18 protein-coding genes are annotated in these 20,859 nt (G+C 64.4%); 7 read left to right on the top strand and 11 right to left on the bottom strand.

What is annotated here, in order from left to right; translation table 11 throughout:
* Positions 1-77: 77 nt before the first annotated feature.
* Complete coding sequence (locus LK459_RS05245) at positions 78-1,724, top strand: AMP-binding protein (protein ID WP_227922163.1); 1,647 nt, start codon at positions 78-80, stop codon at positions 1,722-1,724.
* A gap of 67 nt (positions 1,725-1,791) precedes the next feature.
* Positions 1,792-2,997 carry an alpha/beta hydrolase family protein gene (locus LK459_RS05240; protein WP_227923589.1) on the top strand — a complete coding sequence of 402 codons (1,206 nt, stop codon included), beginning with the start codon at positions 1,792-1,794 and terminating at the stop codon, positions 2,995-2,997.
* A gap of 15 nt (positions 2,998-3,012) precedes the next feature.
* Here LK459_RS05240 and LK459_RS05235 read toward each other — a convergent pair whose 3' ends face one another.
* Positions 3,013-4,338, bottom strand: a complete 1,326-nt coding sequence (locus tag LK459_RS05235) for an SLC13 family permease (RefSeq protein WP_227922162.1) — start codon at positions 4,336-4,338, stop codon at positions 3,013-3,015.
* Positions 4,339-4,358: 20 nt separating this feature from the next.
* Entirely contained in the window at positions 4,359-6,047 is a 1,689-nt protein-coding gene (locus LK459_RS05230) for an MFS transporter (protein ID WP_227922157.1), read from the bottom strand.
* Positions 6,048-6,206: 159 nt separating this feature from the next.
* Here LK459_RS05230 and LK459_RS05225 point away from each other — a divergent pair, with 159 nt between their 5' ends.
* A complete protein-coding gene (locus LK459_RS05225; RefSeq protein WP_169315823.1) occupies positions 6,207-6,347 on the top strand; it encodes a hypothetical protein in 141 nt (46 codons plus the stop codon).
* Positions 6,348-6,369: 22 nt separating this feature from the next.
* Here the strand turns inward: LK459_RS05225 and LK459_RS05220 are convergent, their stop codons facing one another.
* From LK459_RS05220 to kstD, 3 genes are all read right to left on the bottom strand, one after another.
* Positions 6,370-6,801: a DUF6918 family protein gene (locus tag LK459_RS05220; protein ID WP_007239709.1), complete on the bottom strand. Its 432-nt coding sequence runs from the start codon at positions 6,799-6,801 to the stop codon at positions 6,370-6,372.
* A gap of 141 nt (positions 6,802-6,942) precedes the next feature.
* Complete coding sequence (locus LK459_RS05215; protein ID WP_227922155.1) at positions 6,943-7,806, bottom strand: MaoC/PaaZ C-terminal domain-containing protein; 864 nt, start codon at positions 7,804-7,806, stop codon at positions 6,943-6,945.
* Between the two features lie 3 nt (positions 7,807-7,809).
* Positions 7,810-9,546: a 3-oxosteroid 1-dehydrogenase gene (kstD, locus tag LK459_RS05210; RefSeq protein WP_227922153.1), complete on the bottom strand. Its 1,737-nt coding sequence runs from the start codon at positions 9,544-9,546 to the stop codon at positions 7,810-7,812.
* A 246-nt stretch (positions 9,547-9,792) separates the two neighbouring features.
* On the opposite strand from kstD, the gene LK459_RS05205 reads away from it, so the two are divergent.
* Together LK459_RS05205 and LK459_RS05200 are read left to right on the top strand one after the other, a co-directional pair.
* The gene (locus LK459_RS05205) at positions 9,793-10,593 is read left to right on the top strand and encodes a mycofactocin-coupled SDR family oxidoreductase (protein WP_227922151.1); all 801 of its coding nucleotides are present in this window, start codon (positions 9,793-9,795) and stop codon (positions 10,591-10,593) included.
* A complete protein-coding gene (locus LK459_RS05200) occupies positions 10,590-11,420 on the top strand; it encodes a mycofactocin-coupled SDR family oxidoreductase (RefSeq protein WP_227922149.1) in 831 nt (276 codons plus the stop codon). The genes LK459_RS05205 and LK459_RS05200 overlap by 4 nt, the downstream gene beginning before the upstream one ends.
* A gap of 85 nt (positions 11,421-11,505) precedes the next feature.
* Here LK459_RS05200 and LK459_RS05195 read toward each other — a convergent pair whose 3' ends face one another.
* The 3 genes from LK459_RS05195 to LK459_RS05185 are packed head-to-tail and all read right to left on the bottom strand — an operon-like array spanning position 11,506 to position 15,159.
* A complete protein-coding gene (locus LK459_RS05195; protein ID WP_227922147.1) occupies positions 11,506-13,185 on the bottom strand; it encodes an FAD-binding protein in 1,680 nt (559 codons plus the stop codon).
* A complete protein-coding gene (locus LK459_RS05190; protein ID WP_227922146.1) occupies positions 13,185-13,574 on the bottom strand; it encodes a nuclear transport factor 2 family protein in 390 nt (129 codons plus the stop codon). The genes LK459_RS05195 and LK459_RS05190 overlap by 1 nt, the downstream gene beginning before the upstream one ends.
* 49 nt (positions 13,575-13,623) lie before the next feature.
* A complete protein-coding gene (locus LK459_RS05185; RefSeq protein WP_227922144.1) occupies positions 13,624-15,159 on the bottom strand; it encodes an FAD-binding protein in 1,536 nt (511 codons plus the stop codon).
* 195 nt (positions 15,160-15,354) lie between these two features.
* Here LK459_RS05185 and LK459_RS05180 point away from each other — a divergent pair, with 195 nt between their 5' ends.
* Positions 15,355-16,992, top strand: a complete 1,638-nt coding sequence (locus LK459_RS05180) for a flavin-containing monooxygenase (RefSeq protein WP_227922142.1) — start codon at positions 15,355-15,357, stop codon at positions 16,990-16,992.
* Positions 16,993-17,004: 12 nt separating this feature from the next.
* Entirely contained in the window at positions 17,005-17,673 is a 669-nt protein-coding gene (locus LK459_RS05175; RefSeq protein WP_407648730.1) for a PadR family transcriptional regulator, read from the top strand.
* Positions 17,674-17,686: 13 nt separating this feature from the next.
* Here LK459_RS05175 and LK459_RS05170 read toward each other — a convergent pair whose 3' ends face one another.
* The 3 genes from LK459_RS05170 to LK459_RS05160 form a co-directional block, all read right to left on the bottom strand.
* Positions 17,687-18,550 carry an IclR family transcriptional regulator gene (locus LK459_RS05170; RefSeq protein ID WP_227922139.1) on the bottom strand — a complete coding sequence of 288 codons (864 nt, stop codon included), beginning with the start codon at positions 18,548-18,550 and terminating at the stop codon, positions 17,687-17,689.
* A gap of 178 nt (positions 18,551-18,728) precedes the next feature.
* Complete coding sequence (gene bphC / locus LK459_RS05165; RefSeq protein WP_227922137.1) at positions 18,729-19,634, bottom strand: biphenyl-2,3-diol 1,2-dioxygenase; 906 nt, start codon at positions 19,632-19,634, stop codon at positions 18,729-18,731.
* A 35-nt stretch (positions 19,635-19,669) separates the two neighbouring features.
* Entirely contained in the window at positions 19,670-20,851 is a 1,182-nt protein-coding gene (locus LK459_RS05160; protein WP_227922135.1) for an acyl-CoA dehydrogenase family protein, read from the bottom strand.
* Positions 20,852-20,859 lie beyond the last annotated feature (8 nt).

Genomic DNA, 20,859 nt, shown 5'->3' with positions numbered 1-20,859 from the left:
CGCCGCGCCCGCGCGGTGAACGCAGGACGGACAACGACATGGGTCGACAAGCAGTGCAGCAAGAGGAGCCAGAAGCAATGAAATTCAACCTCGCCGACGTTTTCGAGACGGTCGCCGATTCTGTCCCCGAGCGGATCGCCCTCAGTTACGGCGGGCGCCAGATCAGTTATGCCGAACTCGACCGACTCGCCAATCAGGTCGCGCACCTGTTCGCCGCGCACGGCATCGGACTCGACGACAACGTGTCGCTGTTCCTCAAGAACAGCGTCGAACACGTCACGAGCCTGCTCGGTCTGCTGAAGGTCCGAGCGGTCCCGGTCAACGTCAACTATCGCTACACCAATGCCGAGCTCGGCTACATCTTCGACAACTCCGACTCGCGGGGGATCGTCGTCGAGGAACCGGATCATCAGCGTAGCGTCGCCACTCTTCTCGCCGAATTACCTCTGGTGCGAACGGTCTTCGTGATCGGAGACATCATCGACGAGCTCAGTGCCGCCGCGCGTGACCTGCCGGACGGCCGGACAGTGGAGATCGTGTCGTTCGGCGAGTCCGAGGAACTCCCCGACAAGAGGGACTTCGAGGAGCGCACCGGTGACGAGCACTACCTGCTCTACACGGGCGGTACCACCGGGTATCCGAAGGGTGTCATCTGGAGTCACGACGACTTCTTCCGCAAGCCGATCTCGGGCGGCAACCCGTACGGTGAGGCACGCAAGGACCTCGCCGAGATCGGTGCCGCGGTCAAGGACTTCCCGTCGATCGCCTTCAACATCGCCGCACCGCTGATGCACGGCGCGGCGTCGTATTCGTTGTTCACCTTCCTCACGCTCGGTGGGCGGTTGGTGCTGATGCGCGATTTCGATCCCGAGGCCATCGTGTCGGGTATCGAGTCGGAGCAGATCCAGATCATCCTCATCGTGGGCGACGCGATGGGTATGCCACTCGTGGACGAACTCGAACGACGCAAGGGTGAGGTCGATCTGTCGTCGTTGTTCTCCATCACCTCCGGCGGGGCTATCTGGTCACAGCACGTGCGGGAGAGAATGGCCGCGGTCAAACCCGATCTGGTGCTGCGCGACAACTTCGGGGCCTCCGAATCGGGCAACGACGGCGAGATCGTGATGGACGACGACGGGAATCTCCGCGTGCCGCCGACAGACAAGATGATGGTCGTCGACGAGTCACTGAGCGAAATCGTTCCCGGCTCGGGCGATGTCGGGTACATCGCCCGCATCGGCAACGTCCCTCTCGGCTACTACAAGGACGAGGCGAAGTCGGCCAAGACATTTCCGACGCTGCCGGACGGTCGACGCATCTCGATCCTCGGCGACATGGGAACGGTCGAGGCCGACGGCACGATCGTGTTCCTCGGACGTGGTTCGCAGTGCATCAACACCGGGGGCGAGAAGGTGTACGCCGAAGAGGTCGAGGCGACCCTCCACGCACACCCCGCCGTCGCCGACGCGTTGGTGGTTCCCGTACCGGACGCCAGATACGGCCAGAAAGTCGGAGCGGTGGTAGCGGTCGCCGACGGCGAGCCCGAGCCGACCCTCGAAGACTTGCAGCTGCATTGTCGCGAATCGCTTGCCGGCTACAAGGTTCCGCGGGTCGTCGTGTTCGTGGACGAGGTCAAGCGGACTCCCGCGGGCAAGGCCGACTACAAGTGGGCGAAGGCGACCGCCGCTGACGCGCCCGCGACGCCGGAATCGGCTGGGGTGTGACTCTCGGCGTGGGTGCATCCGATCCGCTTTCGTGAATGCACGCCATCCGCTGCGCGTCGCCCGGTCAATGTATACGGTGTTCAGCGTGAGTGAACGCAGCAGAGTCGGACGTCGGGTGGGCGTATTGGTGACGGCCGTGGCAATCGCCGTGGGAACCACGGCGGCGGTCACGGGTGCTCCGCCTGCGGACGCAGCGCCAACCGGGGCGCCGGGCGCCGTTGTCTCGACCGCGCCGCTGCCCGCACGGATCACCGTTCCCGGTGCCGTCGACGCCAAGCGGATCACCTACTGGACCAAGGGCGTACGCGAGGCGCCCGCGTTGTCGAGTGGCGCCGTGTACCTACCGCCGGGAACGCCTCCCAAGGGCGGCTGGCCCGTCATCGCCTGGGCACACGGAACGACGGGTCTCGCCGACCACTGCGCGTACTCGATCGGGGGACCTGTTGCGGTCGAGCGTGACTGGGACTACCTGCACTCGTGGATGTCTCAGGGCTACGCGGTGGTCGCGTCCGACTACGTCGGGTTGGGTACTCCCGGCAACCATCCGTATCTGAACGGCCGGGTCGAGGCACACAGCATCGTCGACAGTGTGAAGGCCGCGCGAGCGGTCTACCCGCAGTTGTCGCGGAAGTGGGCGGTCGTCGGGCAGTCGCAGGGTGGCGGTGCCGCGATCACCACAGCGCGGTACGCAACCGAGTTCGGCGGCAAGGACCTCGACTATCGCGGTGCCGTCGGGACCGGTGTGCCCGCCTACATCGAGAATCTGGTCGCCGCGCTCGGGCGCCCGTCGCCGGTCCCGCTCGGCGGGGTGTCGCCCAACACCACGATCTACGTGATGTACATCCTGTCCGGCCTGCGAACGACGTTCCCCGAGTGGAACATCAACTCGTTCCTGACGCCGTACGGGCGTTACTGGGTGGACAAGGCCGAAACGCTCTGCGACTCCGACGACGAACTCGGCGGGCTGGTGCGTTCGCAGAAGGTCGACCCCGGAAAGCTGTTGAGCCGCCCGCTGACCGAGATCCCCGGCTTCCAGGCCACGCTCACCGAGTACATGGGCATCCCCGAATACGGATACGACAAACCGTTCTTCATCGGGCAGGGCGGCCGCGACACCGACGTCAACACACCAGGCGTGCTGCTGCTCGTCTCGCGGCTCAAAGCGAACAATCAGCCCGTGACCTTCCGCTTCTACCCCGACAAGGATCACAGCGGCACGGTCAACGCGTCGAAGGTCGACTCGATCCCGTTCGTGGCGAACCTGTTCCGCTGATCCAACCCGTCGAGGTCAGCCGAACGCGCTCAGCCCCGCCCACAGCGCGAGCACGGTGGTGATCAGTGTCAGCGGTACCGACACGGCGCCGAGTTTCAGGTACACGTGCGACGACGTCGACGCCGAGTGCTGGCGCATCACATCGCGCCACAGCAGGTTGGCGAGTGATCCGAACACCGCGAGGTTGGGTCCGATGTTGACGCCGAGCAGTACGGCGAGAACCAGTGCGGGCTGACCGGACACCAGCGGGACCAGCAGCAGTGTCGCCGGAAGGTTGTTGAAGAGGTTCGCTGCCACCGCGGCGATGATCGCGGCGCACAGCAGCGCCACGAGCCCGGTACCCGACGGCATCAACGTCGAGAAGAGATCACCGACCGGTCCGTTCCGCACGGGCAGGATGATCACGCCCAGTGCTGCCACGAAGATCAGGAACGCGACGTTGACGGCCCGTGCGGCGCCGACAAGCGCGACGCGCGGTGCGCGCCACAGCGACGGCAACAGCATCACCACCGCACCGATCCCGGCGACAGCGGCCAGCGGCACGCCGAGTGGTTCGGCAGCGACGGACCCCACCAACAGTGTCCCGACGGCGGCAAGCGTCACGACCGGTGCCCGCATCGTCGATCCGACTGCGCGCGAATCGTGCCGCGCCGTAGCCTCAGGCGACTGCGACTCCGAGACTGGCCTGTCGTCGACGTCGATCCCGCGTCGCGGCGTCGACAACTCGGCGGCGAAGAACCATCGGAAGACCAGATACTCGACGACGATCGCCACAACCCACGGGCCGGCCATGAGCGCGCTGAAGCGTGTGAAAGACACGCCCGCGGCGCTGAACGCCAACAGATTGGTGAGGTTGGACACGGGCAGAAGCGTCGACGCGCTGTTGGCCATGTGATTGCTCGCGTACGCGACAGGTGCGACCCTGGCCCCGATGTGCCGGGCGGTCAGTACGGCCACCGGCGTCAGCAGCACGATCGTCGTGTCGAGGGACAGCACCGCGGTCGTGACAGCGGCGACCACGAACACGATGCGCAACAGCCCGACCGCGGTGCCTCGGCTCCATCGGGCGAGCGCGACTCCAACCCACGTGAATACTCCTGCGCGTGAGCAGATTTCGGCGACCACCAACATCGCGGCGAGGAACCCGATCGTCGGCAGCATGAACGCGACCTCCGCCACGGCGGCGTGCCAGCCGACGAGGCCGAGCGCGACTACGAGGAGTGCGGCCGGAACCGCGACCACGGCGGGCGGGACCCGCGCGGCCGACACCGTGGTCACGATCGTCACCACCAACACGACAACCGCCACCGCGGTGCCGAGTGCGCTGCTCGCCTCGATCATCGGGAGCGAGCCTACGCTGCTCAGCCCTTGCTGCGACCGGTCGAGGGATCCGGCTCGCCGTCGGTGACATGGGACGGCCCGCCGTCGGTGACATGGGACGGCTCGCCGTTGGTGCCGAGCGGGACCACGCGTCGTGGAGTCAGCCAGATCAACACCGCGGAGCCGACGAGAAGGACCACGCCGAGGACGACACATGCCTGGTTCATCGGAGTGACGAATGCGTCCTGCGCGCCGTCGAGGATGGTCCGCGAGAGAGCGCCCGCCTGCGAGGGCAGGCGATGGGCTACTTCGGTGGCCTCGGCGAGTGACCTGCCGATGCGGTCGGACACCTCGTCGGCCTGAGCGAGCAGCGCCTGACCGCCCGCCGTGTCTCCGGCGGCGACGCGCTGGCGTCCCGCAGCTTCGAGCTGATCGTGCGCAAGCGTGCTCGTCGTCCCTATGCGCGCCGAGTAGCCGGCGGCGAGCAGCGAGCCGGCGAGAGCGATTCCTATCGCGGCGCCGAGTTCACGCGCGGTGTCGTTGACCGCCGACCCCACCCCCTGGTTGTCCATCGGCGTGTTCGCCATGATGGCGGTGGTCGACGGTGCGGTGGCGAGGCCGATACCGACGGCGACGACCGCGGTGATCCCCGCAAGCGTCGGATAGGAGTCGTAGTCGACGAGCCCCAACAGCAGCATTCCGATGCCCGCGACCAGAATTCCGCCGGCCAGGACAAATCGCAGCGAATCGAAGCGCACCGCGAGCCAGTTGCCCACCAGCGCGAAGACGCTGACGCCGACCACCATCGGCATCAGCGCGAAGGCCGACTGCAGCGGTGAGTACCCGAACACGAGCTGCAGCCGCTGCAGCAAGAGGTAGAAAGCACCGAACGAAGCGAAGAACTGCAGACAGACCGAGAGCGCGCCCGAGCCGAACGCACGGTTGGTGAACAAACGCACGTCGAGCAGCGGGTCTGTGATGCGGAGCTCGACGAGGCAGAACGTGCCCAGCAGAACGATCCCGCCGATCAGTGCGACGAGGACGAGCGCGTCACTCCAGCCGCGGTGCGGGGCTTCGAGAAGACCGAACACGATGCCGGTCACGCCGAGGACGGACAGCGCGGTCCCGGCGAAGTCGAAGCGTCCCGGATTGCTGTCACGAGAGGTGCCGATCGTCAGGCACAGGAGTGCCGTCAGCAGAGCCGACGCCGCGAATGTGATGAATATCGAGTGCCACGAAAAGAATTCGAGCAGGACACCCGTGACGAAGAAGCCCGCGATTGCACCCGCCCCGGCCACCGCGGCCCAGATGCTCACGGCGATGCTGCGTCGATCAGCGGGGACGCCGGAGGTGATCAGCGACAGTGTCGTCGGCATGATCAGCGCAGCGGCCACACCCGCGAGGATGCGGGTGCCGATCAATTGGGTGGGGTTCGTGGTCCAGATCGCGAGGAGCGAGGCAACGGCGAAGAGCACGAGGCCGACGATGAGTATCTCGCGGCGCCCGTACCGATCACCGATCGCGCCTGCCGGGAGCAACAGTGCCGCGAGCGCCAGTGTGTATCCGTCGACGATCCACGTCATCTGGCTCGAGTCCGCGCCGATGTCGACCGCGATGTCGGCGAGCGCGGTGTTCAACGCTGCCATGGCGGCGACCACCATGCTGACCGCGGCGCAGGCGATCAAGATGAGCCATGCGGCGCGAACGTTCTCTCGAGTCATGCGAGCCATGTGGTCCTCGTCGGGGTCACGTCGAGGATATCGGCGACACGCTGCCGCGAAACACCCCAAACTCCTGCAACATGTGACACATTTATCACTGTTGTAACAGACTGGGAGCACTCGACCAGACCGTTGGACGGTGTCCCGGACGATCGAAAGTGAGAGATCATGGCCTCATCCCAGGTCGCATCTTCACGAGCAACCGACCCGACACCGGTCCGCCTGCACATCTGGCGAGTGCTGTCGATGCTGGCCGCGCTGATCGCGGTAGGTGTGGTGTTGGTTCTCATCCTCACCTCCGCGGCCTAGCGCGACCAGCCGTCACCTCAACTCAACTCGCGTACTTGTCGACGACGGCGCCGACTCGCGGAAGTGCAGCGGCGACATAGCCTTTCGCCTTTCCGCGCAGCGAGTTGTATGCCTTCGCCAGTGCGGGCTTCGCGTCTGCGACCTGATCGTCGGTCACCTGCAACAGGGCTTCGGCCGCCGCGTCCGAGTTGGCCGCGAGGTGATCGCCGAAGGCAACACCGGCAGGCTTGTTGTCCCAGAACGGTTGCAACGCTGCGAGAAAGTCCGGGAGCAGTTGATCGGTTGCCCGCGTCACGATGTCGGGCTTGATCCTCTGTACGGCGCCGTATGCGGCCTTGACGGCCGCGCCGCCCAGACCCTTCTGCTCCGACACCTCGGCATCGATCACACCGACGAAATCCTGGACCACTGCGGGGCGGTTGGCCTCGAGCAGTGACTGCAGCGAATCGCTCATCGAATCTCCTTCATGGGCCGTGGACTGGCCACGACAACAGGTAGCGGGAATGACCGTCAGTGACCTTATCGGTTCACGGACCGGCGCGGCGCGGTGGCGGCGTGACGCAGCCTCATGCCCGCGTGAGTCCATCCGCTCCCGTCAGCCCCGCGTGCCGAGGACCACATTCGCGAGAGCGGGCGCCCCGTCGCGGTCGGCCACCGCCGCCGTCACCAGCAGGCGGTCCGAGTCCTCCCAGACCGCCACGTCGAGCGTCTCGCCGGGAAAGACGACGCCTGCAAACGTTGCGGAGAAGTCGTCGACGGCGGTGACGTTGCCGTCGAGCATGTCGTCCACCACGGCTCGGCAGACCGAACCGTACGTGCACAACCCGTGCAGGATCGGCCGCGGAAACCCGGCACGCGCGGCGAACGCCGGGTCGGAATGTAGCGGGTTGCGGTCGCCGCAAAGGCGATACAGCAGTGCCTGATTCGGCAGGGTTGGCACTGTCAGTCTGCGGTCGGGATCGCGGTCGGGGTAGACGACCTTGCTCGACGCCCCGCGCTCGCCCCCGAATCCGCCCTCCCCCTTGGCGAAGATCGACGATCGTTCGGTCCACAGCGGTTCGCCGGTCTCGTCGACCGTGACGCCCTCGGAGATGATCACCGCTGCCGAGCCCTTGTCCTGGACCTCGACGATCCGCTTGCGGGTCGTCGCTTTGCCCTGTGGCGGCAGCGGTCGGTGCGCGGTGATCTGTTGGCTGCCGTGCACGACTTTCGCCAGGTCGATGTCGATACCGGGAAACGACACCGTTGGCGCCTGCGTCGCATGGAAGGACGCGGCAACCGTCGCGAACGTCGGCAGCACCTTGGGGTTCGCGTCGTCGACGTAGCGCAGACCCTCGACGCCGAGTGGATCGCGCGCGGCCCCGACGGCGAGATGATAAAGCGCGACGTCGGAGGCCGACCACGAGAAGGTGACCTCGGGGAGTTCGGCTCCGACTGCGACTGCAGGATCGATCGCCATCGGTCAGGCTCCTGCGCTCGTCGACGATGTGGTGGTCACGCCGGCGTTGGCTGCCGCGTCGAGTGCCGCGAGGTAACCGAAGACCAGAGCCGGGCCGATCGTCGCACCCGGACCCGCGTAGGTGTGGCCCATGACCGGAGCGCTGGTGTTGCCCGCGGCGTAGAGGCCCTCGATGACCGAGCCGTCGGGTCGCAGCGCACGTCCCGTTGCGTCTGTTTCGATACCGCCCTTGGTGCCGAGATCACCCGGCACCATCTTCACCGCGTAGAACGGCGCCTTACGAACAGGACCGAGGCTCGGATTGGGTTTGTTGGTGATGTCGCCGTAGTAGTGGTCGTATCCGCTCTCACCTCGATGGAAGTCTGCATCGACGCCGTTCTTCGCGAAGCCGTTGAATCGCTCTGTCGTCGCGTTCAGGGAGTCGGCGGGTACGCCGATCTTGTCGGCGAGTTCGGTGATCGTGTCGGCCTTGACGACAACACCGGACTCAAACCACTTCTTGGGCAATGGCTGTCGCGCATTCACCCCGGCGAAGAGGTATCGGTTTCTACATGTCTGGTCGAAGATCAACCACGACGGAACATTCTCTCCCGGACCGTCGCCGAGCCCGAACTCGCCGCCGTACATCTGGTGGACCGCCTCGACGTAGGGCAGTGACTCGTTCATGAATCGCTCGCCGCGCATGTTCACGATGAATGTGCCCGGGACCGAGCGCTCCGAGAGCGCGAACCACGGGCCGCGGGGGAGTGGGATGGTTGGTCCCCACCAGGCGTCGTCCATCAACGACACAGCCGCGCCGATCTTGAGGCTCGCGTTGATCCCGTCGCCGGTGTTCGACGGCGCGCCTGTCGTCCAGTCGGAACCGATCGGTTCGCGCTGATACTTCCGGCGCATCTCGGCATTGCGCTCGAAACCACCGCACGCCAGGATCACGCCCCGTTCGGCGCGGATGTCGAACCGTCGGCCGTCGGACTCCGCGGTGACACCGACCACCCGGCCGTCGTCGGTGAGGAGGTCGACCAGACCCGTGTTGAGCCGAAGTGGCACCCCGGCCCGCCGTACGCCGAGCAGCAACTCGGCAGCGAGAGCCGCACCCATCGCAATGAGCTTCTTGCCCCGCGAGCGCGCCCAGAAGAACCTCCCACCGACCTTCGCCATGCGTAGCGGTCCGCGCCAGTGACGCATCCCGGTGTTGAGCCAACGGTAATCCGATTGCAGCACAACCATGTTCAGCGGGGCTTTGGTGTACTGCGGATGAAGCGTGTCGAGGTCGTCGCCCAGTGCGCGCGCGTCGAACGGACGAGGTTCGACGCTGCGCCCACCCAGCCGACCACCCGGTGCTTCGGGGTAGTAGTCGGAGTAGCCCTTCACCCATTCGAGATCCAGCGGTGCGTGCTTCATCAGGAACTCGAGCGCCTCGGGGCCTCGGTCGATGTAGGCGTCGATCCGATCCTCGCGGGCGTGTTCGCCGATGATCGCCTTGACGTACTCGCGTGCGCGCTCCGGTGTGTCGTCGACTCCATCACGCTCGAGCACCGAGTTGTTGGGAATCCAGACACCCCCGCCCGAGCGTGAGGTCGAACCGCCCCAGTACGGCGACTTCTCGATGATCACCGTGGACAGGCCCTGTGCGGCCGCCGTGATGGCAGCACTCAATCCCGCAGCACCCGCGCCCACCACGACGACGTCGTACGTCTCGGTCTCGGGTGCTGGTTGTCCTTGCTCGCGCTCGCCTGCCATCGGGTTCCCTTCGTGCTCCGCGGTGGAACGTGTTCTATATACGAATTAGAACACGTTTCAGATTTAGGTGGAAAGGGGTGTTCGCAGAACTCCACTCCACCGCGAGAAGGCAGTGGTCGTGAGGCTCCTTCCTACTGATCGGGATCGGCGCCGTCCCGTGTCCGCTGGTCGGTCACCGACAGTGTCAAGGGCGTTCTGATGGCCTTACGTTGACACCTTCGAAAGGTCTCGCGATGGAGGTTTGAGGTGAATCGGATGCACGATCGGGTGGTACTCGTGACGGGCGCCGCGAGGGGAATGGGGCGTAGCCACTGTGTACGCCTCGCAGAAGAAGGTGCTTCGGTGGTCGCGGTCGATCTCGCCGACGCGGACGACGACCTGCAGCGAACCGCGGAAGAGGTCGGCTGGGTCGGAGCCCGGTGTGTGACCGCGCACGCCGACGTGCGCGATCCTGCCGCAATGGAGGCGGCAGTTGCGCGCGGGATCGACAGGTTCGGGGGTCTCGACGGCGTCATCGCCAGCGCCGGGATCTATCCGCCTGCGAGGAGATCGTGGGAACTCGACGACGAGCTCTGGCAGCGCGCGCTCGACGTCAACCTGACGGGCGTATGGCACACGGTGAAAGCGACGGTGCCGCGTATGACACCCGGCGCGGCGGTTGTTGTCATCGGATCGACCAACGCTCTCAAAGGGACCGCTGGTACATCGCACTACTGCGCGAGCAAGCACGCTGTGGTCGGGCTGGTTCAGACCCTCGCCAATGAACTGGGTGCCGCTGGTATCCGGGTCAACGCGGTACATCCTGGATCGGTGGGTACGGCCATGATCCTCAACGATGAGGTCTTCGCCAAGTTGCGACCGGACCTGTCTTCGCCCGGCGAGGAGGATGCGGCCAGAGCATTGGCGTCGCGCACTCTTCTCGGGGTGTCATGGGTGGATCCGGTCGACGTGAGCAACGCCGTTCTGTATCTGATATCCGACGAAGCGCGTTACGTCACGGGTGCCAATATCGTGGTCGACGCCGGACTTGTGGCGAAGGCGTCATGACGGGGCGGTTGTCGGGCAAAGTGGCCCTCATCACCGGAGCGGCCCGGGGTATCGGAAGAGCGCAGGCGGTGCGATTCGCGGCAGAAGGTGCTGACGTGATCGCCGTGGACGTCTGCGACCACATCGACACAACAGTCACCCCCGCGTCCACCGTCGACGATCTCGCGGAAACCGCGCTACTCGCCGAGAAGGAGGGTGCTCGTGTGGTAACCGATGTCGTCGACGTGCGGGACGGGGATGCGTTGACTGCCACCGTCATCAGTAGAGTCGACGAACTCGGAGGCCTCGACATCGTCTGCGCGACAGCCGGTATCACCTCGAAAGGTCCTGCAGTCGAGTTGACGGAAGAGTCGTGGCAGACCATGCTCGACGTCAACCTCACCGGTGTGTGGCGCACCTGTAAGGCGTCGATCCCACATCTCATCGAGCGTGGTGGGGGATCAGTCGTCCTCACGAGTTCGATCGCCGGATGGCGAGGATTGCCTGGCGTCGCCCACTACACTGCCGCAAAACACGGGCTTGTCGGACTGATGCGATCGCTCGCACATGAGGTCGCACCGTACGGAATCCGTGTCAACACGGTGCATCCCACAAATGTCGACACACCCATGATTCAGAACTCGATGGTGCGACGATCATTCCGCCCCGACCTGGCCGATCCGACGCGAGACGAGTTCGCTGCCGCCGCGCGGACGATGAACATGTTGGCTATCCCGTGGGTCGAGCCCCACGACATAGCCAATGCCGCACTGTTTCTGGCGTCAGACGAGGCGCGCTATATCACCGCTGTCACACTGCCCGTCGATGCGGGCGCCACACAACTCTGACCGACTATCGCTGATACGCCCCCGGCCGAGACCGGGGGCGTATCAGTGTATGAGTCGAGTTACTCGACGTGGTTACGGTGCCCGATCATTCTCTCTGTCGGCGGGGGAGTTCACCCGCGGCGACTCGCGCGGCGACGTATCCGAACACCATGGCGGGACCGATCGTCGCACCCGCGCCGGCATAGTCGTTGCCCATCACGGCGGCCGATGTGTTGCCGGTGGCGTATAGACCATCGATCACTGAGCCGTTCTCGCGAAGTACCCGTGCGGACGAGTCGTAGACCAGCCCGCCCTTCGTACCGAGATCTCCGACGCGAATCCGCAACGCGTAGAAAGGTCCTCGATCGATCACGTCCAGCGTGGGTGTTCGCAGACTCGGGTCGCCGTAGTAGTTGTCATAGGCGCTGTCACCACGTCCGAAATCGAGGTCACGCCCCGATCGGGCGAAACCGTTGAATCGTGCGACACTCTCGGCGAGCTCTGCGCCGTCGATGCCGACCGATGCGCCGAGAAGTGGAAGCGATTCCGCGGTGTGCACCAATCCGCTGCTGATCCACTCCGCGGGGAATGGCTGTCCGGGCATGATGCCACCGATGGGATACCGGTTCTTGGCGGTGCGATCGAAGATGAACCAGGCCGGGTCGTGATCCCCGGCGATCTGAGCGTGGACGAAGGTGACGTACGGCGCGGCCTCGTTGGTGAAGCGCCGCCCGCGGCTGTCGACGACTACAGAACGAGGAATCGATCGCTCAGACACGAGAACCTGCTGGATTCCGTCGGGACGTTCGAACGAGGGCATCCACCATGCGTCGTCCATGAGGTCGACCGCTGCTCCTATCCTTTGTCCAGCACGTATCCCGTCGCCGGTGTTGTCGACGGACGCGGCACTGTAATCGTCGGTGCCACCTCGACGCAGATACTTCTTGCGCATCTCGTGATTGTGCTCGAACCCGCCGGTGGCCAACAGAACTCCACGACGGGCACGGATATGCAACGGCCGTCCCGCGTGTTCGGCGATCACTCCGAGAACGGCGCCCGAGTCGTCGGTGACCAACGACTGTAGCGGCGTATCGAGTAGGAGCGGCACGTCAGAATCACTGAGTGCCAGCCGAAGACGAGCGATCAATGCTCTGCCGAGAGTGTCCATATGCCGTCTCAACACGATTGCCTTAGCGGCGCGAATCCCCGCGATCAGGGCCGCTCGGCGCCCCCTCCAGGTGCGCATGACCATGTTGAGGGCGACGAAGTCCTTGGAGGTGATGAACAAACCCGGAGGAGTGGCCAGGGCAGCAGGACGTAGCCGGTGCTCGTCGGCTCCGAGCTTCTTCAGATCGACGGGGAGAGGTTCGATCGACCGTCCTTCGGGGCGCCCACCTGGTTGCTCGGGATGGTAGTCGGAGTATCCGGGGCACCACTGGAATCGCATGTGGACGCTGGTGCGTTCGAGGAAGTCGAGCATCGCTGGGCCTTCGTCGATGAACACATCGAGGTTGTCTGACGGAACCCGTTCGCCAACAACGGCATCGAGGTAGGCGCGTACGTCAGCGCGTGCGTCAGTGATACCGGCGCGGCGGAGGGTGGGGTTGTTGGGGATCCAAATTCCTCCGCCGGAGAGCGCAGTGCTCCCGCCGTAGACCGCTGCCTTTTCGATGACGAGGGTCGAAAGACCGCTCGCCGCGGCCGTGATCGCAGCCGTCAGGCCTCCTGCTCCGCTTCCCACGACGAGGAAGTCGACCTCGCGGTCCCACAGCGGTTGTGTTGACATCAGTTGGGCTCCTGCCGGGGTGCGACAGCCATGTCGTCAGGAGACCACACCGCGCGCATGCTGGTGATTCGTGCCTCGTCGTCGAAGGTCATGACGTCGATGGGTTCGATGATGACGAGTTGGTCGGGTGTCCGGGTGGTGACGCGGAATGCGAACGCGGCGGTGTCGCCCGCGACGCGTAGCGTCAGCAACTCGGTGTCACAATCCACACCCTCGAGTGCGCTGTAGAACGTACTGATTGCGTCATGACCGATTCGAGCCCCGGAGCCAACCGGATCCTCCACTCGTGCTTCCGGCGCGTAGAGCGCGACGATGTCGGCGGCCTTGCCCCCTGCAACAGCGGCAAGGTATGCCTCGACGCGTTCGCGGATCGTGTCCTGCAACGTCATGGCCAGTCCTCTCTGGTTCGGCTCTTGGGCAGTGTTATTCGCTGCTCGATCAACGGCATGCGAGCATGTCGAGCACTGCGAGATGGCTGAAAAGCACCGAAGCGCCGATAGGATTGCCGCCGCCGGGATAGGTCGTTCCGCTGACCGCGGCCATCGTGTTGCCGGCCGCGTACAGTCCGTTGATGCGGTTGCCCTCGTGGGTGAGTACGGCACCGGCCGTGTCGGTTCTCAGACCACCTTTTGTTCCGAGGTCGGAGATTCCGAAAGCCGCTGCGTGATAGGGCGGTTCATCGATTGGCGTCATGGGTGAATCTCCGCCGGAGAACGCCCTGTCGTAGGCCTCGTCACCGCGGCCGAAGTCGTTGTCGACACCGTCGGCCACCATCTTGTTGTACCGTGCGACCGTGGCGACGAGCCCAGCTGCATCGATGCCGAGCGTCTCCGCCAACTCCTCGAGCGAGTCTGCCGTGTGCCACAGTCCTGCATCCTCGTACTTCGAGGTCTCCACCATGGACACGTTGGTCGCCTTGACCGGCGGAACCGTTCCCTCTCTGTCGTCGTAGATCATCCAGAAGGGCAATGCGAGGCCATCGGAGTCGAGTGCAGCGATGATCTCGCGCCCGAGCCGGTCGTACGGTGCTGATTCGTTGACGAACCGTCGGCCCAGTTGGTTGACGAAGATGCCACCGGTAAACCACAGCGCAAACGCCGACCGTCCGTCTGGATGCGTCATCCCCGGCGACCACCATGCCTGGTCCATCAGGTCGGTGTCGGCGCCTACGTCGATCGCTGCGGTGTGAGCCTTGCCGAGGTTGCCGCAGGGCCCCATGGTGTCCCGCGCCGCACCGGGGACGCCGTATTCATCGCGCATCGCCTGGTTCTGCTCGAATCCGCCTGCTGCGAGCAGCACACCCTTGTCTGCGCGGATGGTTCGCCGCGTATCGCCGCGGTCCACCACCGCGCCGACCACACTGCCATCCTCGACCACTAGTTCGGTCAGCGCCGAGTTCAGGTGCATGGCTGCGTTCGGAAAGCGGCTCAGCGCCTTCAGGAATCGACCGATCAATGCCTGACCGCCGATCAACAGATCGGGTAGGGGTGCGCCCAGACGATCCGTGTCGAGAGGACCGCGCAGCGTGTTGCGCAGTTCGCCGAGTTCGTCGGCCGGCAGCGGTGTCGGGGTGATGTGGCGCTGTCCGTCGAGGCGAGCGCCGGGTACCTTGCCGAAATAGTCGGGCCACGGGTACATGTCGAACGAGAGGTCCGGGTCGCTCTCGAGGTACTCGATGACGTCCGAGCCGCGCCGGACGTAGGTGTCCTGCAGTTCGCGCGGGGTGCGGTCGCCGACGACCTCGTGGTAGTAGCGCAGCGCGTCGTCGATGGTGTCGTCGGTGCCGGCTCGTCGCAGCGCGGGATTGCAGGGGAACCACATTCCGCCGCCACCGGAATATGCTGTGGTCCCGCCGAACTTGTCGGTGGCCTCTATCACTGCAACCCGCAGCCCCTCTCGGGCAGCGGTGTAGGCGCCTGCCAGCGCACCACCCGAACCGACCACGAGTACATCGACTTCTTCCTCTGCCTGCATGCCATGTCCCTCCTGTTGATGACCGCAACCGTAGATCTCGATGTCGTGCGACGAGGTCCCCGATCCCGTTGATCGGGAACATGACTCGCCAGATCGCTCGGTCATGCCGACCAGCGGGAACCTCGCCTGGTGTGCGCGCGGCGGTCTGCTTAACGTCGTCCTGCCCGAGTCGAGAAGAAGTCGGAAGGTGAATTCATGAGCGCGTTGGATCGCTGGTCTGCCCTAGCGGACGCGGACCGTGCACGGCAGGTCGACGCGGTAGTCATTGGTGCGGGCATCGCTGGCCTGTATGCGCTGCATCGGCTTCGGGAAGACGGCCTTTCTGTGCAGGTTTTCGAAGCGGGCAGCGGCGTCGGTGGAGTCTGGTATTGGAATCGCTATCCCGGTGCCCGGTGCGACGTCGAAAGTGTGGATTACTCGTATTCATTCGACGAGGCGCTCCAGCGGGAATGGGAGTGGAGCGAGAAGTATGCCACGCAACCCGAGATCTTGAGGTATCTCGAGCACGTTGCTGATCGATTCGACCTACGTCGAGACATCGCTTTCGATACCAGGGTCGTCGACCTGACGCTCGACGAGTCCGGGTTGCGCTGGGCGGTGCGGACCGATACCGGCGAGACCGTCAACGCGCGATTTGTGGTCCTCGCCGTTGGGCCGCTCTCGAGCGCGAACGTCCCGGAGATTCCCGGCCTCGGGTCGTTCTCCGGTCCCGTCTATCACACCGCTACATGGCCGCACGGCGGTGTCGACTTCACCGGTAGGCGAGTCGGAGTGATCGGCACCGGTTCGTCGGGAATCCAATCGATCCCGAAGATCGCAGAACAGGCGAGCGACTTGTTCGTATTCCAGCGCTCTGCGAACTACAGCATCCCGGCCGGCAACGTCCCGATCGACGAGAAGACCAGAGCGAAGTACAGATCCGACTACGCTGAGCGCCGCCGTCTCTCGATGGAAAGTGGTGGTGGGTCACCGCATCAGGCACATCCGAAGTCAGCCCTCGAAGTCGGCGAGGCGGAGCGATGCGCGGCATACGAGCGGCGCTGGCAACTCGGTGGCGTGTTGTTCAGTAAGACCTTTCCCGACCAACTCACCGACATCGAGGCGAACAGGACGGCCCGGGAGTTCTGGGAGGCAAAGATCCGCGCGGTGGTCGATGATGAACGTGTCGCCGAACTCCTGATTCCCAAGGATCATCCGATCGGGGCCAAGCGGATCTGTACCGACGACCACTATTTCGAGACCTTCAACCGCGACAACGTTCACCTCGTCGACCTGCGCAGTACGCCCATTGAGCGAATCGCCTCTATGGGCGTGGTGTTGGCGGACGAGCTCATAGAGCTCGATTCACTGGTTCTGGCAACAGGATTCGATGCGATGACGGGTGCTATCGACAGAATCAACATCGTCGGACGCGATGGCGTGTCACTGAAGCAGGCATGGGAATCCGGCCCGAAGACCTACCTGGGTCTCGGTGTGTCAGGGTTCCCGAATCTGTTCAACGTGACCGGTCCCGGCAGCCCGTCGGTGTTGGCGAATATGGTGCTCCACTCCGAACTCCACGTCGACTGGATTGCGGGTGCCATCGCAACGATCGAACACAGTGGCGTCCGCGCGATCGAGGCGCGTCCCGAGGCAGTCGAGGAGTGGGTGGACGAGTGCGCGCAACGCGCCGCCAAGACACTCATGCCAGCTGCCAACTCGTGGTACCTCGGCGCGAACATCCCCGGGAAACCCCGCGTTTTCATGCCATTCGTCGGTGGCTTCGGTACGTACCGGAACATCCTGCTCGATGTGGCCGCCGATGGCTATCGAGGCTTTGACCTGGTTGATTGATACGATGTCCGGGTGACCTCGACCCCCTCGCGTTTCGAGGATCTGCCTGCGCTGCCACCGACCAGTTGGGCGGTCCTGTGCATGCTGGCATACGAGGAAGAGGTCTCGGGCTACGACCTCAAGAAGTGGGCCGACTGGAGTATGCGGCACTACTACTGGAGCCCGTCGTTTAGTCAGGTATATTCCGAGCTCAAACGCATTGAGCAGCAGGGATATGCGACGTCTCGAATGGCTGATGGCGATGGACGCAACCGTCGGGTGTATAAGATTACCGACGACGGGCGGCGCGCTGTGCGTATCTGGGCGCTGTTTGCGCCTGTGGATCCGCCCATGCTGAAGCATCCTGTGGTGTTGAGAGTGGCCTTCGGGCACTTGAGCACCCCGGACGAACTGAAGTCGGTGTTGCGCGAACACATCGACAGGATGCGCGAACTCGAACGGCGCGTCGCGATCGACGCGGCAGCTGCGGATGCCGAGCCAGCGTGGGCATTCGCGCAGATCGCCATGCGCTGGGCGCAGCGCTACTATGCCAGCGAACAGGTACTTGCTCGAGAGCTTCTCGATGACATCGACTCTGCCGCTGCGCGATTGGCGTCTGGCGAACGAAGCGAGACGTTTCCCCGCCCCCGGCCAGGTCACTGGCGTGAGGTGGAGAAACAACTCGCAGACAACGAAGATTGATGCTCAGTCATGCTCAGCTGATCAGCTCGCTTGGCCGAGGAGAAATCGGTGCTGTTCGTGCTTGGGTGCGAAGTCCGTTCGGACGCAGTCGCTGTGGTCGTTGCAATGTCGGTGCCACGCGCGCTGATCCGCTATCGAGACTCCGCCAGATCGAGAGAGCTGTCATCCGGACGGGGGCTGCCAATTGATAGTCGAAGTTCATCCGGTCGGACCTGCCACAGACCGACACGGCTGCTATCGCGTCGTCGACGTCGCCGATCGGTGCTGCTACACAGCCGATTTTCGGAACCGACTCTTCACGTTCGTACGCGATATTGAGCGCTCGCACCTTCTGTAGTTCCGCATGCAAGGCTGCGTGGGTGGCAATGGAGTACCTGGTCTTACGAGGCAGAGGTGTCTGAGTATCGACTGCGCTGGACGAATCGCGACAGGCGAGAATTGCTTTGCCGACCGCGGTACAGTGGGCAGGTTGGCGTCCTCCCACGCGCGTCGGTATCGCTTCGCCCAGTGCTCCGCCGATCTTCTCCAAGTAGACGACGTCCGCTCCGTCGAGGATTGCCAGGTGCACGACGAATCCCGTTGCACGATGCAGCTCGTGCAGATAAGGCATTGCTGCGCGGTGTAGCCGGTCCTGATGTACCGCGATCGAGCCGAGTTCCATCAGGCGTATGCCGAGCTCATAGTCGTGTTCGTGACGACGTAGCCATTTCAGTGCAACCAGTCGGTCGAGTAGTCGGTGAGCCGAGGAGCGGGGGAGCCCTGTGCGGCGGACTATCTGCGCGAGTGTGAGTCGTCCCGGGCCGTCGAAGGCGTCGAGCACGAGTGATGCTCGGTCGAGCACGTTGTTGGGGGTCGCGGATTCGATGTCGATGGTCATGAGTTCTCCAGAGGGCTGAGGACGATATGACTGTTAGGCATATGCCGATTAGAAATATACGATGTGCTTGGCATCACAACAACCCCTTTGCGTATGTGCACTATGCCGAACGTCCCGTACCGGCTGGCGCGGTACGGGACGTTCGGCAGATCGTTCAGCGGGCGAGAATCCTCGTCGACTACATCGCAGCCAAGGGCTCGCTGCTGGACCAATCGTGGCCCCAGTAGCTGTCCGCCGTGATCTCCTCGGCTGTGTAGTGCGCCTCATCAACGCGCATTCCGTCCGTGCCGAACTCGATGTCCCAACCTCCGGGAGCACGGACATAGAAGGAAACCATCTTGTCGTTGGTGTGGCGTCCGAGCGTCGACGAGACGGAGAAGCCGTCCTTGACGACGCGATCGAGCGCTTGACCGACGGCGTCGAGCGAATCGACCTCGACCATGACGTGGATGAGGCCGGGGGCGCCACCGTGCGGGGCGGGGCACAGCGCGAGGCTGTGGTGGCGTTCGTTCACGCCGAGGAACCGGATGCGCATCGGGCCGAACTCCGGGGGCGCGGGCAGCCGCATCGCGCCGCGGGGCAGGAAGCCGAGGACGTCGGTGTAGAAGTCGAACGCGCCGCCCGGATCCATGGTCGGCAGCACGACGTGGCCGAGTCCCTGATCCCCGGTGACGAACCGGGCGCCGAACCTGGTGACGACGGGACTGTGGTCGAGGATCGGTCCGTGGAAGATCTCGACGGTGGCACCGCACGGGTCGGTGAACGAGATCGCTGACTCGACGCGACGTGCATCGGCCTCCTCGACCGACAGCGGCTTCACCGCGACGCCGGCACCCTCGAGGGTCTCCTGAACGCGTGTCAGCGCCGCGGCATCGCGCACCTCCCAGCCGATGTCGATGACCTCGTCGCTCTCGCCCGGCACGACGACGATGCGTGCGGCCCGCTCGTCCATCCGCAGGTACAGCGCGTTCTCGTCGGGACCGCTGCCCTCGGCAAACCCGGGGACGTCGAAAGCGAAAGTGCGCCAACGGTCCATGTCGTTGGTCTGGATCTTGATGTAGCCGAGACCCTTGATCTCTGTCATGAGTGTTCCTTCGGTGAGTGGTGAGAAGTGGTGGGTCAGATCATCGATCGCAGGTTCTCGGGCGGCTCGATGCCCAGCGAACTCAGCGCCGACGCGTGGTAGACGGTGCTCGGCACGTGGATGGCGTGGTTGAGTCCGGCATGTGCGTCGCGCCAGAACCGCTGCAGTGGCTTGTCCATACGCAGTGCGTTGCCGCCGGAGCGCGCAAAGATCTGATCAACGGCCATCACCGCACGCCATGCGGCTCGCACCTGCGTGCGACGGCCAGTGGCGCGCTCCTCGAATGAGACCTCGGCGCCTGAGTCGACGAGATCCCACATGGTGTCGACGTTGGCAAGTAGTTCCTGGCGCGCCGCGTTGATGTCGGCTGCGGCTTCGCCGATCGCGAACAGCACGTAGGGATCGTCCTTGATAGCGGTGCCCTGTGCTCCCACCCGATTTCGCTGGTAGTCGAGGTGACAGGCCAACGCACCTTCGGCGATACCGATTACGGCGGAGGTGATTCCGAGAGGAAACATGTTCGACCACGGCATCCGGTACAGCGTCTCCGTGGTCCCGTACTCGCGCTGTGCGGTGCCGTCGATGACGTGATCGCCGTTCATCACGCGGTACGCAGGCACGAAGGCATCCTTGACGATGATGTCTTTCGAGCCCGTGCCCTTGAGGCCCACCACGTTCCACGAGTCGTCGACGATCTCGTAGTCACTGCGGGGCAGAATCATGTGCAGCATGGTCGGTGGCTGTGCGATCTCACCGTCCTGTGTTCCGAGCATGGCCCCGAGAAAGATCCAGTCGCAATGATCGGTACCCGAGCTGAATTGCCACCGGCCGTTGAAGACGTAGCCGCCGTCAGTGGGGACGGCGATACCGGTCGGTGCATATGGTGATGCCATCCACGTGTCGTTGTCGTCTCCCCACACCTCCTCCTGGACGCGAGGGTCTGCGAAGGCGAGCTGCCAGGGGTGGACGCCGACGATGCCGCAGACCCATCCGGTGGCGCCATCGAGAGCGGCTGCGGCCATGACGGTTTCGGCGAAATCGCGAGGGTGAGCCTCGTAACCGCCGTACTTCTTGGGCGCCAGCATGCGAATCGGCCCTGCCGCCTTCAGCTTCTTGGCGGTATCGGCGGGCAGTTGGCCCAACAGTTCCGCTTCGTCAGCCTGTGCGCGGATGTCGTCGGCTATTGCCGCGAGGTTGTCGAGTACTTCGTGGGACATGGTGTATC

This window comes from Gordonia otitidis (assembly GCF_020735545.1).
In the GTDB taxonomy this organism is placed as follows: Bacteria; Actinomycetota; Actinomycetes; order Mycobacteriales; family Mycobacteriaceae; genus Gordonia; species Gordonia otitidis.
The sequence above is the reverse complement of the archived record's forward strand: the minus strand, read 5'-3'. Positions and strand labels throughout refer to the sequence as shown.

What these genes read in the sequence shown, in the direction of transcription:
- LK459_RS05180 (WP_227922142.1), top strand. Translation starts at nt 15,355, where the DNA reads ATGAGCGCGTTGGATCGCTGGTCTGCCCTAGCGGACGCGGACCGTGCA.
- LK459_RS05185 (WP_227922144.1), bottom strand. Translation starts at nt 15,159, where the DNA reads ATGCAGGCAGAGGAAGAAGTCGATGTACTCGTGGTCGGTTCGGGTGGT.
- LK459_RS05170 (WP_227922139.1), bottom strand. Translation starts at nt 18,550, where the DNA reads ATGACCATCGACATCGAATCCGCGACCCCCAACAACGTGCTCGACCGA.
- LK459_RS05235 (WP_227922162.1), bottom strand. Translation starts at nt 4,338, where the DNA reads ATGATCGAGGCGAGCAGCGCACTCGGCACCGCGGTGGCGGTTGTCGTG.
- bphC (WP_227922137.1), bottom strand. Translation starts at nt 19,634, where the DNA reads ATGACAGAGATCAAGGGTCTCGGCTACATCAAGATCCAGACCAACGAC.
- LK459_RS05200 (WP_227922149.1), top strand. Translation starts at nt 10,590, where the DNA reads ATGACGGGGCGGTTGTCGGGCAAAGTGGCCCTCATCACCGGAGCGGCC.
- LK459_RS05215 (WP_227922155.1), bottom strand. Translation starts at nt 7,806, where the DNA reads ATGGCGATCGATCCTGCAGTCGCAGTCGGAGCCGAACTCCCCGAGGTC.
- LK459_RS05240 (WP_227923589.1), top strand. Translation starts at nt 1,792, where the DNA reads ATGTATACGGTGTTCAGCGTGAGTGAACGCAGCAGAGTCGGACGTCGG.
- LK459_RS05230 (WP_227922157.1), bottom strand. Translation starts at nt 6,047, where the DNA reads ATGGCTCGCATGACTCGAGAGAACGTTCGCGCCGCATGGCTCATCTTG.
- LK459_RS05220 (WP_007239709.1), bottom strand. Translation starts at nt 6,801, where the DNA reads ATGAGCGATTCGCTGCAGTCACTGCTCGAGGCCAACCGCCCCGCAGTG.
- LK459_RS05245 (WP_227922163.1), top strand. Translation starts at nt 78, where the DNA reads ATGAAATTCAACCTCGCCGACGTTTTCGAGACGGTCGCCGATTCTGTC.
- LK459_RS05195 (WP_227922147.1), bottom strand. Translation starts at nt 13,185, where the DNA reads ATGTCAACACAACCGCTGTGGGACCGCGAGGTCGACTTCCTCGTCGTG.
- LK459_RS05160 (WP_227922135.1), bottom strand. Translation starts at nt 20,851, where the DNA reads ATGTCCCACGAAGTACTCGACAACCTCGCGGCAATAGCCGACGACATC.
- kstD (WP_227922153.1), bottom strand. Translation starts at nt 9,546, where the DNA reads ATGGCAGGCGAGCGCGAGCAAGGACAACCAGCACCCGAGACCGAGACG.
- LK459_RS05190 (WP_227922146.1), bottom strand. Translation starts at nt 13,574, where the DNA reads ATGACGTTGCAGGACACGATCCGCGAACGCGTCGAGGCATACCTTGCC.
- LK459_RS05225 (WP_169315823.1), top strand. Translation starts at nt 6,207, where the DNA reads ATGGCCTCATCCCAGGTCGCATCTTCACGAGCAACCGACCCGACACCG.